Annotated in this window: 10 protein-coding genes; 2 read left to right on the top strand and 8 right to left on the bottom strand. The window is 74.3% G+C overall.

The annotated features are described in order from the left end of the window. The 4 genes from Q8791_RS20935 to Q8791_RS20920 form a co-directional block, all read right to left on the bottom strand. Positions 1-852: a branched-chain amino acid ABC transporter permease gene (locus Q8791_RS20935; RefSeq protein WP_330093459.1), complete on the bottom strand. Its 852-nt coding sequence runs from the start codon at positions 850-852 to the stop codon at positions 1-3. Between the two features lie 12 nt (positions 853-864). Continuing rightward, positions 865-1,584 carry an ABC transporter ATP-binding protein gene (locus tag Q8791_RS20930; protein WP_330093458.1) on the bottom strand — a complete coding sequence of 240 codons (720 nt, stop codon included), beginning with the start codon at positions 1,582-1,584 and terminating at the stop codon, positions 865-867. Then, positions 1,581-2,396 carry an ABC transporter ATP-binding protein gene (locus Q8791_RS20925; protein ID WP_330093457.1) on the bottom strand — a complete coding sequence of 272 codons (816 nt, stop codon included), beginning with the start codon at positions 2,394-2,396 and terminating at the stop codon, positions 1,581-1,583. Before Q8791_RS20925 ends, Q8791_RS20930 begins: the two co-directional genes overlap by 4 nt. Before the next feature lie 94 nt (positions 2,397-2,490). After that, positions 2,491-5,313 carry an AAA family ATPase gene (locus Q8791_RS20920; protein WP_330093456.1) on the bottom strand — a complete coding sequence of 941 codons (2,823 nt, stop codon included), beginning with the start codon at positions 5,311-5,313 and terminating at the stop codon, positions 2,491-2,493. Positions 5,314-5,733: 420 nt separating this feature from the next. Between Q8791_RS20920 and Q8791_RS20915 the strand changes: the two genes are divergently transcribed. After that, positions 5,734-6,903, top strand: a complete 1,170-nt coding sequence (locus Q8791_RS20915; RefSeq protein ID WP_330093455.1) for a carboxylate-amine ligase — start codon at positions 5,734-5,736, stop codon at positions 6,901-6,903. Between the two features lie 43 nt (positions 6,904-6,946). Here the strand turns inward: Q8791_RS20915 and Q8791_RS20910 are convergent, their stop codons facing one another. Together Q8791_RS20910 and Q8791_RS20905 are read right to left on the bottom strand one after the other, a co-directional pair. Next, positions 6,947-7,954: a carbohydrate kinase family protein gene (locus Q8791_RS20910; RefSeq protein WP_330093454.1), complete on the bottom strand. Its 1,008-nt coding sequence runs from the start codon at positions 7,952-7,954 to the stop codon at positions 6,947-6,949. Beyond that, the gene (locus tag Q8791_RS20905; protein WP_330093453.1) at positions 7,951-9,288 is read right to left on the bottom strand and encodes an AGE family epimerase/isomerase; all 1,338 of its coding nucleotides are present in this window, start codon (positions 9,286-9,288) and stop codon (positions 7,951-7,953) included. Before Q8791_RS20905 ends, Q8791_RS20910 begins: the two co-directional genes overlap by 4 nt. Positions 9,289-9,561: 273 nt before the next feature. Between Q8791_RS20905 and Q8791_RS20900 the strand changes: the two genes are divergently transcribed. Further along, the gene (locus Q8791_RS20900) at positions 9,562-10,398 is read left to right on the top strand and encodes an SDR family oxidoreductase (RefSeq protein ID WP_330093452.1); all 837 of its coding nucleotides are present in this window, start codon (positions 9,562-9,564) and stop codon (positions 10,396-10,398) included. Here the strand turns inward: Q8791_RS20900 and Q8791_RS20895 are convergent. Together Q8791_RS20895 and Q8791_RS20890 are read right to left on the bottom strand one after the other, a co-directional pair. Continuing rightward, a complete protein-coding gene (locus Q8791_RS20895) occupies positions 10,388-11,233 on the bottom strand; it encodes an alpha/beta fold hydrolase (RefSeq protein ID WP_330093451.1) in 846 nt (281 codons plus the stop codon). The two genes, Q8791_RS20900 and Q8791_RS20895, sit on opposite strands and share 11 nt — an antisense overlap. A 225-nt stretch (positions 11,234-11,458) precedes the next feature. After that, a complete protein-coding gene (locus Q8791_RS20890; protein ID WP_330093450.1) occupies positions 11,459-12,799 on the bottom strand; it encodes an acyltransferase family protein in 1,341 nt (446 codons plus the stop codon). Positions 12,800-12,987 lie beyond the last annotated feature (188 nt).

The raw sequence follows: 12,987 nt of genomic DNA, 5'->3' as shown, positions 1-12,987 counted from the left end.
CTACACCTTCCGCGCGGTCGGACGGGACAGGATGCCGTCGGGGCGCACGCTCAGGACGATGACGACGATGGCGAGGGCGGCGAGGGTGGCCAGTTCGGGGCCGGCGTACCCGGACACGTAGGACATGCCGAGGCCGATGAGGAGCCCGCCGACGACGGCCCCGAACGGGTTGTCCAGGCCGCCGATGACGGCGGCGGTGATGCCGTAGACGAACACGACGTCGAACACGTTGGGTGAGATGAACGGGGGGCCGGCGAGCATGCCCGCGAGCGCTCCGATGAAGGAGGCGACGGCCCACCCGACGGTGAGCATCAGGCCGACCTTCACTCCGCTGAGCCGGGCCGCCTCGGGGTGGAAGGCGGCGGCGCGCATGCGCAGGCCGAGCGGGGTGAACCGGTAGAGGGCGAACAGCAGGACGGCGACGGCGCCGACGGACACCAGCGCGAACACGCTGGACGGGGCGAAGCGGCCCACGTAGCTGAACGCGTACTGGAAGCCGTGCTGCTCGTTGCCCCAGACCATGCCCACGAGGCCCTGCACGACCAGGAGGAGTCCGAGGGTGACGATGATGGCGTTGAGCTGGGAGACGCGGGCGATGGGCCGGATGACGAACCGTTCGACCGCCGCCCCGGCGACCAGTCCGGCCGTCAGCGCGGACGCGAAGCCGAGCCAGTAGGAGCCGGTGAGCTGGGTGACGGTGTAGGCGGTGTAGACCGCGACGAGGGCGAGGGCCGGCTGGGCGAAGTTCACCAGGCGTGTGGCCTGGTAGATGATCACGAGGGACAGCGCCAGCGCCGCGTAGGCCGCCCCGGTCGCCAACCCGTTGAGGGTCAGGTTGATGAAGTGGGTCATGGGGAGTTCTCCTCAGAAGCCCAGGTAGGCGTGGCGCGTGCGGTCGTCGGAGAGCAGGTCGGCGGACGCGCCCTCCGCCGCGATCCGTCCCTGGTTGAGCACGAACCCGGTGTCGGTGACCGCCAGCGCCCCGGCGGCGTTCTGCTCGACGAGGACGACGGTGAGCCCGGTGCGGTCGCGCAGGTCGCGCAGGAGGGTGAAGATCTGCCGGGTGATCAGGGGCGCCAGGCCGAGTGAGGGCTCGTCCAGGAACAGGATCCGCGGCCTGGCCATGAGGGCACGACCGATGGCGAGCATCTGGCGCTCGCCTCCGGAGAGGGTGCCGGCGGTCTTGGCGCGCCGTTCGGCGAGGGGCGGGAACAGCTCCAGGACCTCGACGAGCGTGCTCCTGTCGCGGCGGTCCGGACGCCACAGTCCGCCCAGGCGCAGGTTCTCCTCGACGGTGAGCTCGGCGATGACGCCGCCCCCCTCGGGGACGTGGGCCAGGCCGCGGGTGATGACCTTCTCCGTGGCGAGTCGTGTGATGTCCTCCCCGTCGAGGACGACCCGTCCGGACGAGGCGGGGTGGAGGCCGGTGATGGTCCGCAGCAGTGTGGTCTTGCCCGCTCCGTTGGCGCCGAGCACGGCGCAGAAGCCGCCCGCGGGGACGGTGAGGGAGACGCCGTCGAGTGCGCGGACGGCGCCGTAGGAGGCGCTGAGCCCTTCGACGGTGAGGAGTGGTTCCGCGGTCATCGGGGGACTCCGTTCGCGTGGCCGGGGTCGGCGTCGCCGTCGGGGGTGCCGAGGTAGGCCCGGGTGACGAGGGGGTCGGCCTGGACCTCCTCGGGGGTTCCGGTGGAGATGACCCGGCCGAAGTCGAGGACGACGATGTGGTCGCAGACGCGCATGACCAGGTCCATGTGGTGTTCGACCAGGACGACGGCCATGTCCTGGCTGAAGCCGCGGATCTGCGCGGCGAGGGCGTCGATCTGCGTTCCGGACAGCCCGCTGGCGGGTTCGTCCAGGAGGAGGAGTTCGGGTTCGCCGACGCAGGCGCGGGCGAGGGCGACCTGTTTCTGCACGCCGTAGGGGAGGGTGCCGGGGAGCCGGTGCGCGTGCTCGGTGATCCCGAAGCGCTCCAGCGCGGCGACGCCGCGGGCGCGCAGGTCCCTCTCGTCGCGGTGGTGCCGCCCGAGCCCGCTGATCAGTGAGAACGCCCCTCCCGTGGCGAGGCGGTCGGCTCCGGCGACGACGTTGTCCAGGACCGTCATCATCGGGAAGAGGTTGAGGCCCTGGAAGGTGCGGGCGATCCCGGCGCGGGCGAGGTGGTGGGTGCGGCGGCCGGGCGGCGGGTCCCCCTTCCAGGTGATGGTGCCCGCGGTGGGCCACAGCACGCCGGAGAGGACGTTGAACAGGGTGGTCTTGCCCGCGCCGTTGGGGCCGATGAGGCCGACGACGGCCCCCGGCGCGACCTGGAGTCCGACGTCGTCGAGCGCGGTGAGGCCTCCGAAGCGCACGGTCACCCCGTCCGCTCTCAGGAGGTGCTCCGTTGCGGTCGTTGTCATGGCTGCCTTTCTCGCGGTGGCCGACCGAAAACCCGTACCGACCAGTTGGTATGACCGGGGCGTACGGCCGCCCGGAGGCCGTCGGACCGGAAGGTCAGTTGAACAGGCGGGCCAGGTCCACGCGGGACCTGATGTTGAGCTTGCGGAAGATGCCGCGCAGGTGGTGTTCGACCGTGCGCGGGCTGATGAACATGTGCGCGGCCACCTCGCGGTTGGTGGCCCCCTCGGCGACCAGCCGGGCGATCTGCTGCTGTTGCGCGGTCAGCTCGCCGGCCGAGTGCGGCCCGGGTTCGGGGCCGCGTTCGGCGGTGCCGATGGCGCGCAGCTCGGCGCGGGTCTGCCGCACCCACAGCCTCGCGCCGAAGCGCTCGAAGGTCTCCAGCGCGTTGTTCAGGTGTTCGCGGGACCGTCCCGGAAGGCGCGCCCTGCGCAGGAAGGCGCCGAACAGCAGCTGGGTGCGGGCGTGCTCGACGTCGTCGTCCCCGCACGTGCGGTGCAGGGCCAGGGCGTTCTCGAAGTGGTCGGCGGCCTCGTCCCCCGTGGCCAGCAGTCCGGAGCCGCGCGCGGCCAGGGCGAGCGCGCTCGGGCTTCCTATGGACTCGGCCCAGCGCCGGTACCCGGCCAGGGACGTGCGCGCCCACTCCGTCTCGCCCATCCTGACGGCCGCCTCCACGAAGTGCGGGGCCGTGAGCAGCCGCATGGTGGGGTGGCCGTGGCCCGGGGCGGAGTGGACGAGGGAGCGGAGCCGGAAGAACGCCTCCGCGGCGTTGCCCCTGGACAGCTCCAGCACCGCGAGCGCCCACGCCGCCAGGGCCGCCGCCAGCCCGAGGCTGTTCTCGCCCGCCTGCGAGGCGACCGCGCGGGCCCGGATACGGCAGGTGTCCACGTCCCCCTGGATGGCGGCGATCATGGCGAGCGACGCCAGGTGCTGGGTGGCCCAGATGGTCTGCCCGCTCTCGCGGGACACCCGGAGGCCGGTGAGCGCGGTGCCCGCGGCCGACGGGAACCGGCCGCTCCAGAACTCGGAGAAGACCAGGAACCCCAGCGCGGCGGGGAGGGTGGCCTGTTCGCCGCGGGCCCTGCCGACCTCCGCCGCACGGGAGGTCGCCGCGCGGACGAAGGGGGCGTCGGCCAGGCGCAGCCCGCTGATGCCGGCCCAGATCAGCTCGGAGGGCTTGGCGACCTCCGCCAGCCCGGTGGCTTCGCGCAGCAGGGGCGTGGACCCCGGGTAGTCGCCGCGGAAGGAGATCACGCACCCCTCCAGGAAGGCCGATAGCCGGCGCATGGGCAGCGGGTCGTCCGTCCTGACCAGGGAGACCGCGAGTTCGGCGGATCTGGCGTGGCGTCCGGCGTCGCCGGCCAGGGAGGCGGAGTCGGCGGAGCGCACCAGCGCCCGCACGGCCAGGAAGCGGTCGTGCGGGATGAGTTCGCGCCCGACGGTGTACAGCCGCTCGGCCACGTCGAGGGCGTTCTCGCCGCGCATGGCGATCTGGGCGTCGATGAAGTCGACGGTGACACGGCGCCGGTCGGAGACCGCGAGCGGGCGCGCCTGCGACAGCAGGCGGGTGGCGCGTTCGGTGCGGCCGGCCATGTAGGCCTCGTAGGAGGCGGTGGTCAGACGGCAGGCGCGCTCGTCGGAGTCGGGCGACAGCCAGGCGGCGCGCTCGAAGGCGTGGGACGCGGCGAGGCGGCCCTCCAGGCGCTTGGCCCGGCGGGCCGCGGCGGACACCGCCTCGAACAGGGCCGCGTCGGGGCCGCTCGTGCCCGCGGCGGCGTGCCGGGAGAACTCCACGGGGGCCCGTTCGGGGTCCACCGCCCCGGCCAGCGCCCGGTGGGCGTCGCGCAGCCTCCCGGCGGGGGTGTCCTGCGCGATCGCCTCGCGGGTCAGGGGGTCGGTGAAGACGACGGCGTCGCCCTCCACGCGGACCAGCCCGCGCTCCTCGGCGGGTTCGAGGTCGGTGATGGACGTGTCGGGCCCGCCGGAGGCGGAGAGCAGCAGGTGGACGCGGGGCGCGGTGCTGAGCGCGGCGAGCAGGAGGAGGTGCCGGGCCCGCCCGGGCAGGTCCCGGTAGGGGGCGAGGAAGTCGCCGCGCAGGCGGCCGGGCAGCCGGGGCGCCTCGGGCAGCGGGGTCTCGCCGAGGAACTGCGCCGGGGTCAGTCCTCGCAGGTAGCCGAGGACTGCGGCCGGGTTCCCGTGGGCGGCGCGGACCAGGGAGGAGCGGACCGCGGCGGCGAGTGTGACGGGGGCGCTGTCGGTGAGGATGTCGTGCACCGCCCGCTCCTCCAACGGAGCGAGGAGGAGTTCGGCGATGCCGGGGACGAGCGCGTCGGGGGTGGGCTCGCCCAGTGTCTCGGGCAGGCGCGCGCCCGCGGGTTTGCCGTGCCCCTCGCGCGCGGTGAAGACGACGGCGACCGGGGTCCCGCCGAGGCGGCGGGCGGTGAAGGAGAGCGCGTCCAGCGAGGGGGCGTCGAGCCGGTCGGCGTCGTCCACGCTCACCAGGAGCGGCCGGTCGCGTTCGACGGCGGTGCGGGACAGGAGTTCGGGCAGCCCGGTGTAGAGGGCGAGCCGGTCGGCGTCCGCCACCGAGCCGCGGGTGAGGGCGTCCCTGAGGAGGGCGCGCCAGGGTTCCGGGAGTGCGGCGGCCTCGGCCCCGAGCGGGCGGAGCAGGCGTTGCAGTCCGGAGAAGGGGAGGTTCGCCTCGTCGGTGATCCCCCCCGTGTGGAGCACGGTGAAACCACCTGCGGCGCCGCGGGCGTGGTCGAGGAGGGCGGTCTTCCCCCGTCCGGGGCCGCCGGAGACGAGCAGGGCCGCGCCGCGTCCGGACCTGGCGTCGTCCAGGGCGTCGGTGAGGGCCCGGGTCTCCGTGTCGCGGCCACGGAGGCGGGTGTGCGGGGGTTCGGGTTCGCTGCCTGCCACGTGCTCACATTCGCACAGCGGAACCCCGTCACGGCAGGTGCGGACGTCCACACTGGTCGTTTCACCGATGCCCGCACGGAGTCGTGCGCGGTGGCTCCGAGGCACCCGCGGACGGCCTTCCGGGGACTCCGGCAGCGGGGGCTCCGGGGCGGGATCCCAGCACCCACCTGCGTTTCCACAACCCCGAAAGAGTGACGCCGCTCACTCTCCCCGGCGCCCTCCGGGGGCCTCCGAGGGTTCGCCGAGCCCCCGTGTGGTTATAAAGCCGTAACGCGCGCGCAACGACATACCCGCAATCCCGACAAACAGGACAAACGAATCAAGGGATAGCTCTTTGTCTTCTTCGGGACACTGTCGCGGCCGCCCTGCACGGGATATCCAGTCCGGGACACACCCGGACAGCAGGAGGGACCGACGCCCATGGAGAACCGCTCCACGGCAGCACGCGACCAGTGGTTACCGGCATCCACCCATACCCGCACCACCGCGAGAAGCCCCACGTTCGGTGTCGAGGAGGAGTTCTTCGTCGTCGATCCCCGGACCCGCCGGATCCTCTCCCGCGCACCCGAACTCCTCGCCCGCTCCCGTATGCCGGACGGCCGCCTGTGCGGCGAGTTCAGCCGCGTGCAGGTCGAGGCCAACAGCCCCGTGTGCACGACCGCCGACGACGCCCTGCGGTTCCTCCGCGCGGCCCGCCGCGAACTCGGCCGCGCCGCCGACGAGGCCGGACTCGCCGTGGCGGCCACCGGCACCGCCGTCCTCGGCGACACCTCGGCCGCCCTGGTGAGCGACGGCAGCCGCTACGCCGACATCGCCGTGCACGCGGGCGGCCTGCGTGCCTCCCACGTGGTGTGCGGATGCCACGTGCACGTGGGCATCCCCGACCGGGAGACGGCCGTGGCGGTGAGCGACCACCTGCGCCGGTGGCTCCCCTTCCTGGTGGCACTGTCCGCGAACTCGCCCTTCCACGCGGGACGCGACACCGGTTACGCGAGCTGGCGGACGGTCACCTGGAACCGGTTGCCCTCCGCCGGACCGCCCCCGCTGCTGCGCTCCCTGGCCGCGCACGAGCGGGCGGTGCGGTCGCTGTCCGACAGCGGGGCGATCCTGGACAGGCACATGGTCTACTGGGACGTCCGCCTGTCCGACCACCTGCCCACGCTGGAGATCCGGGTGGGCGACGTGGCCGCGACCGCCGAGGAGGCACTGCTGTTCGCCGCCCTCGTACGCGGCCTCGCCACCCGCGCGCTCACCGACGTCCACCACGGGGTGCCCGCGCCGGACATCCCCGACCAGGCGCTGCGCGCCGCCGTGTGGCGGGCCGCCCGGGACGGCCTGGAGGGAAGTGTGCCCGACCCCCTCACCGGCGACTGCCTGCCGGGGCCGTACGCCGTCGAGCGGCTGTCGCACGCGGCACTCCCCGGGCTCGTCGCCAACGGCGACGCCGACCTGGTCTCCGGCCTGCTCGACCGGATACGCGCGACCGGGACGGGCGCGGCCCGCCAGCGCGCCGCCTACGCACGGCGGGGCCGCCTCACCGACGTGGTCGACCACGTCGTCCGCCGGACACGCGAGGGCCTCCGACACTGACGGGGGCCGGGCGGGACCGCCGGTCTCCCGGCGGCCCCGCCGTTCAGGCCGCGGTCCCCGAGGGGTCCGCCAGCTCCGCCAGGACGGGCGGGTCGGCCCCCTCGCGGGTGACCGTGACCGCGGCGGCGGACGCCGCGAACCGCAGCATCCTCTCCAGGTCCGCCTCGGCCATCCCGGCCAGACGGGCGCGGGGGCCGTCGCCCAGCAGTTCGTGGCGGTCCAGCCAGTTCAGCAGCGCGCCCATGAACGAGTCGCCCGCGCCGACCGTGTCCGCGACCTCCACCTTCGGCGCGTCCACCGACGCCTCCACGCCGTGGGAGACCGCGAGGGCGCCCTCGCCTCCGAGGGTCACGACCACCAGCGACGGGCCGAGGGCGGCGAGGGCGTGGGCCGCCCTCGACGGTGACAGGTCCGGGTACAGGAACGCCAGGTCCTCGTCGCTCGCCTTGACCACGTGCGCCTGCGCGCAGTGCCGCAGGGCCAGGGCCCGCGCGGTCGCGGGGTCGCCGATGACGTCGCGGCGGATGTTGGGGTCCAGGGTGAGCGTCACCCGCCCCCGCCCGTGCTCGCGGCGCAGAAGGGCCTCGATCCGCGAGGCCCCGGGCTCACGGAACAGCGCGATCGACGCGGCGTGCAGAGCCCGCACCTGCGGCTCCAGCTCCTCCGGCAGCTCGCCGGCACGCCACCGCCAGTCGGCGGCGTCGTCCATGCGGAAGTCGTAGCGGGCCGACCCGTCCGGACCGAGCGTGGCCAGGGCCAGGGCCGACGGCTCCTCCGCCGTCAGGAACCCGGCGGGGTCCAGGCCCTCCCCGAGCAGCCGTTCGCGGATCATCGCGCCGAAGCCGTCCGCGCCGATCCGCGCGAGCAGCCGGGTCGGGGTGCCGAGGCGGACCGCCGCGACCGCCGTGTTGGCGGGACCGCCTCCGGGGGAGGCCCGCAGCACGTCGGCGCCGTGCCCGGTGGGCAGCAGGTCCATGACGTTCTCACCGATCACGACGAGTCGTGCGGAGCCGTCGGCCGCCCGCGCCCCGTCCGTGTTCTGCGCGCTCACGCGTCCCCTCCGGGGGCCGTGGCGGACGCCGTGGAGAGCGCGTCCGCGAGGGTGGTCGACAACCCGATCTGCGGCAGGAGTGCCGCCTGGTAGGCGTGGTAGACGTCGGGCTTGCCCGCCCACACGCTCTCCGCCGGCCGGTTGGCCGGATCGAGCTCGTGGTGCCAGCTGCCGTGCTCGCGGTCCAGGTGGAAGCGGTCGGCGTAGACCCACCAGCGGTCGTAGAGGCGGTCGTACCCGGCGTCGCCCGTGTGCCGGGCCAGCGCCCACGCGGCCATCGTCGCCTCGGCCACCACCCAGTGCATGCGCTCGCGCACGACCGGGCCGTCCTGCCAGTCGAGGGTGTAGACGAACCCGTCCTCGCCGTCGGTCCCCCACCCGCGCCGGACGGCGTGGGCGAACAGGCTCTCCGCGTCGGGGAGCAGCCAGTCGGGGGCGGTCTCACCGGACCGGGTGAGCGCGATCTCCAGGTGGACCAGCAGCCGCGCCCATTCGAGCAGGTGGCCCGTGGTGCTCCCGAAGGGGCGGAAGGGGTGGTCGGGCTGGTCCCGGTTGTAGTCCGGGAGGGGCTCCCAGGCCGGGGTGAAGTGCTCGGGCAGGCGCCAGTCGTGCGCGGCGGCCACCCCGTGGACCAGGCGTTCGGCGATGGCGAGCGCGCGACGCGTCCACAGGGTGTCGCCGGTGGCGTCCGCGGCGGCGAGGAACGCCTCGACGCAGTGCATGTTGCTGTTGGCGCCCCGGTACTTCTCGGTGGTCCCCCAGCCGGCGTCCCAGCTCTCCCGCACGGCGCCCGCCGACTCGTCCCAGAAGCGGGTGTCCATGACCCGCAGCGCCTCGTCGAGCAGCTCCCGGGCTCCGGGCCGTCCCGCGGCGGTGGCGGTGGAGGCCGCCAGGACCACGAACGCGTGCTCGTAGGCGGACTTCCCCGGAAGGCTGCCGGATCCCTCGCCGGCCGTCTCGACGCCCTCGTTTTGGGAGCGCTCCCGGGAGGCGTTCCCCGGCGAGGAGGACACCCCGGACCGCCCCTCGGGGACCCGGTCGAACCACCCGCCCAACGCCCCGTCGCGCAGCGGCCCCGACGCCAGGGCGGCCACACCGTGGTCGGCGAGCCGACCGGCGTCGGCGTCACCGCGGAGGTGGGCCAGGGAGAACACGTGCGTCATCCGCGCGGTGATCCACGTGGCGGCGGGCCGGTCCTGTTCCACCGTCCCGCGTGCGTCCAGCCAGCCGAAGCCGTCGGGCACCGCGGAACCGGCGGCGAAGGCGCACAGCCTCCGCTCCTCCTCCCGCAGCCACTCGGGATGCCCCGGGGCCCGGTGTGTCGATGCTGTCAATCCACTGCCTCCTCGTCGGTACGCCGGTCCACGCTATCCCGCGACCTCGACACGGCGGTAGCCCCGGGACCCCGGTGAACAGAACACGCGGGGATGGACAGACCAGAGCATTCCGAACGAGGCCTCGCGGTGGTCCGGAAATCCCGGTGCGCCGTCGGGCCCGCGTGTGCGAGGGTCTCCCTGCCGGGGACCGTCAGGCACCGCACGACGTGTCGGCGCCGGCCCGGACGGGCGGCCCCGGTGCGCCCCGCACCGACGAACGGAAGGTTTCCCATGAGCCACCCCCGCACACCGGCGGAACCCGGAGGCGACCGGCTGTCCCGCGACCCGCTCCCGCTGCGCGGCCGGGTGGCGCTGGTCACCGGGGCGAGCAGGCGCGGGGGCATCGGCTACGCCGTCGCCCGCCGGCTCGCCGCCTACGGAGCCTCCGTCATGGTGCACCACCACCGGCCCCACGACGCCGGGCTCCCCTGGGGGAGCGACGACCTCGACGCCGTCCTCGGCGGCGTCCGCTCGGCGCTCGGCGACACCCGCGCGGGTGTCGGGGACGTCGGTGGCGACATGGCCGACCCGGAGTCGCCCCGGCGCGTGGTGGAGGAGACCGTCGCCGCGTTCGGCCGCCTCGACGTCCTCGTCGCCAACCACGCCCGCAACGGCGGCGACGCGCCCCTCGCCGACATGACCGCGGAGATGCTCGACGGGCACTGGGCGGTCGACGCCCGCGCGCCGCTCCTCCTCACCCAGGCCTTCGCCGCCCGCCACGACGGGCGGCCCGGTGGCCGGGTGCTGTTCATGACCTCCGGGCAGATCCACGGCGCCATGCCCGGGGAGGTGGCCTACGCGTCGGCCAAGGCCGTCCTCGCCCAGATCACCCCGACCCTCGCCGCCGAACTGGGCCCCCGCAACATCACCGTGAACGCGGTGAACCCCGGACCGGTGCAGACCGGCTACATCGACGACGAGCTCAGGGACCGCATCCTGCCCCGCTTCCACACGGGGAGGGTGGGCGTCCCGGACGACCCCGCCAGGCTGCTGGCGTGGCTGGCCACCGACGAGGCGGACTGGGTGACGGGTCAGGTGATCAGCGCCGACGGCGGCTTCAGCTCCTGAGACGGCCCCGGTTCCCCCGGGAGGCGCCCCTCCGGTGCCCGAGGTCGGCGGCGCGGCAGGTCCACCGGATGTGCTCGGCGACCGTGAGCGGGTCGTCGGCCATGGGGATGTGCCCGCTGCCGATCAGGGAGACCATGCGCGCGTTCGGCACCCGCTCGTGGGCGTGCACCGCGCTGGACGGCAGCAGCGTCCGGTCCTGGTCGCCCCAGGCGATGGTCACGGGGCAGCGGATGGGCCGCTCCGCGAAGTCGTACTCGGCGATGCGGGGCACCATGCGGACGTAGGGGGCTCCCGGTTCGAGCCCCTGCACGCTGAAGCGGGTGGCCTTGGCCTCGGGCGAGGAGGGGTCCCCCCGCAGCGCGATCCTCGCGGCGGCGCGGGCCGGGGCGGTGTTGGCGAGGCGCTCCTTGACCTGTGTCGGGATCCGGGTCGCCAGGTTGGCGGCCACGCCGACCGCCCGCATCCCCCACCGGGCGAGGTTGTCGGAGAACCCGGCCGGGGAGAACACCGTCACCGACCCCGCCACCCCCTGCGTCCCCAGCTCCAGGGCGATCGACCCCCCGAGGGAGTTCCCGGCCAGGTGCGGACGCTCCCAGCCGTGGAGCTCGCAGAGCGCGCGGACGTCCTCGGTCATGGTGAGGACGTCGTAGGGCTCGTCGGGGCTCGGCGCGGGGCTGGACCCGAAGCCCGGCAGGTCCACACAGATGACCTCGTAGTCCTGGACGAGCCGGGTCATGACGACCTTCCAGCTCTGGCGCCGGTCCCCCAGCCCGTGGAGCAGGATCAGCGGGCGGCCGTGTCCGCGTCGTTCGAAGGCGATGCGTGTCGGGTCCATGCTGTCCGGTCTACCCGCTCCGGCGCGCGTCCCCACCGACCGGCGCCGTGCGAAGTGCTCCGGCCCCGCCCCGGCGGCCGGGGAGGACGCGGTGCCGGTCCCGTGCGCGCCGGACAGGAGGCCTCCGGGCCCCGCGGGGCGTACCGCGGGCCCGTTCCCGGCCCCACCGGAAAGCCCGCGGCCCCGACCCCGGAGTCGGGGTCGGGGCCGCGGCCGGGGCGGGTGTCAGGCCCGGGAGGGAGACCGCGTCAGCATCACACCGGTCAGGACGGCGAGGAGTCCGAGCAGGGGCGCCAGGCCGAGCCCCAGGCCCGAGACGGTCAGCATCAGCATGCCGCCGCCGACCAGCGCCGCCGCGGCCAGGACGCGCGCCAGGCCGGGCGAACCGCCCAGCGCCTTGGGCGGGTTCTCGAACCGCACCGCCCAGTGCGCCAGCGGCACGACCATCGGGAGGAGGACCGCCACGCCCAGCACACCCCACAGGAGCCACATGCCCGTCAGCGGCTCCGGGGTGTCGATCCCCAGGCCGAACACCAGGACCCCCGCGACCACGCTGACCGGGATCATGTGCCACAGGTAGACCGTCATCAGCTGCGGGCAGATCCGGTCCAGCATGCGCGCGGGCCCCGGGCGGTCCGACCACGCGCTGATCCTCTCGCGCAGCAGCACCGCGACGCCGATCTGGAGGACGCCCAGGGCGCCGATCACCAGGGTCGGCGGGGACACGTTCGAGGTCTCGGCGGCGAACACGCCCGTCATGTTCACCGAGTACGGTCCGGCCAGCGCCAGGGCCAGCGCCGCGACACCGCCGCCCACGGCCATCATCGCCGCGTAGCGGAGGCGGATCGCCCCCGTCGCGTAGCGGAAGCCCAGCTGGTGGATGCCCAGCCACACGAACGCGATGTTGAGGTAGCCGACCCAGTCCGCGCCGGTCCCGTACCGGACGGCGTCGACGGCGATCGCACCGGCGAGCAGCGCCGCCGGGACCCACCAGCCGAACCTCTCCTGTGCACTGAACAGCACCGGGGTCGCCACGACGACCAGCACGTACACGGCCAGGAACCACAGGACCATGCCGGCGGCGCCCGCGCCCACCAGGACCGCCTGCGCGGAGGCTCCGCCCAGGACCAGGAGGTGGGAGGCGGTGATCCACACGAGCGCGAGCGGCACGACCGGCCAGGCCAGGCGGCGCAGTCTGCGCGCGTACCAGGTCGCGGCCGTGACACCCCTGCCGGAGGCCGAGCGCCAGCTGATGAGGTTCGCGGCCCCGCCGACGAAGAAGATCAGCGGCATGACCTGGACGACCCAGGTCAGTACGAAGCCGCCCTCGGTGTCCAGGATGCTTCCCGCCTCCAGGACGCCCTGGTCCTGGGCCAGGACCGGGAGCCACCAGTGCTGCATGACCACGAGGGCCATGACGAGGAGCCTGATGACGTCGAGAAACCTGTCACGTCCCGCTCCGGGACGGGTCACCCGCTGGTCGGCGGCGGGTGACGCCGCCTGGACGGTGCCGGGTGGGGGCACGGACAGCACGCCCCCGCCCTCGTTCTCGACAGTCACGGTCATCGGTCGCTCCTTGGTCTTCCCGTGCACGGACGCCCATGGGCACAGCGTGTTCCCAGTGGTCGAGCTGACCGGGATCAGGGGGGTGGCGACGCGTTCTCCAACGCGCCCAACGACGGGTTCGCGTCGGTGTCGGCAGATGGTGACGCGCGTTGGTACGACCATAGGCGGAACCGGCAAGTGGTCGCGAT

The sequence above is a fragment of the Nocardiopsis codii genome (assembly GCF_036327455.1).
GTDB lineage: Bacteria > Actinomycetota > Actinomycetes > Streptosporangiales > Streptosporangiaceae > Nocardiopsis > Nocardiopsis codii.
Note: the sequence above shows the minus strand (reverse complement) of the source record. Positions and strands in the feature narration are given on the sequence as shown.

What these genes read in the sequence shown, in the direction of transcription:
- Q8791_RS20900 (WP_330093452.1), top strand. Translation starts at nt 9,562, where the DNA reads ATGAGCCACCCCCGCACACCGGCGGAACCCGGAGGCGACCGGCTGTCC.
- Q8791_RS20925 (WP_330093457.1), bottom strand. Translation starts at nt 2,396, where the DNA reads ATGACAACGACCGCAACGGAGCACCTCCTGAGAGCGGACGGGGTGACC.
- Q8791_RS20915 (WP_330093455.1), top strand. Translation starts at nt 5,734, where the DNA reads ATGGAGAACCGCTCCACGGCAGCACGCGACCAGTGGTTACCGGCATCC.
- Q8791_RS20935 (WP_330093459.1), bottom strand. Translation starts at nt 852, where the DNA reads ATGACCCACTTCATCAACCTGACCCTCAACGGGTTGGCGACCGGGGCG.
- Q8791_RS20895 (WP_330093451.1), bottom strand. Translation starts at nt 11,233, where the DNA reads ATGGACCCGACACGCATCGCCTTCGAACGACGCGGACACGGCCGCCCG.
- Q8791_RS20890 (WP_330093450.1), bottom strand. Translation starts at nt 12,799, where the DNA reads ATGACCGTGACTGTCGAGAACGAGGGCGGGGGCGTGCTGTCCGTGCCC.
- Q8791_RS20930 (WP_330093458.1), bottom strand. Translation starts at nt 1,584, where the DNA reads ATGACCGCGGAACCACTCCTCACCGTCGAAGGGCTCAGCGCCTCCTAC.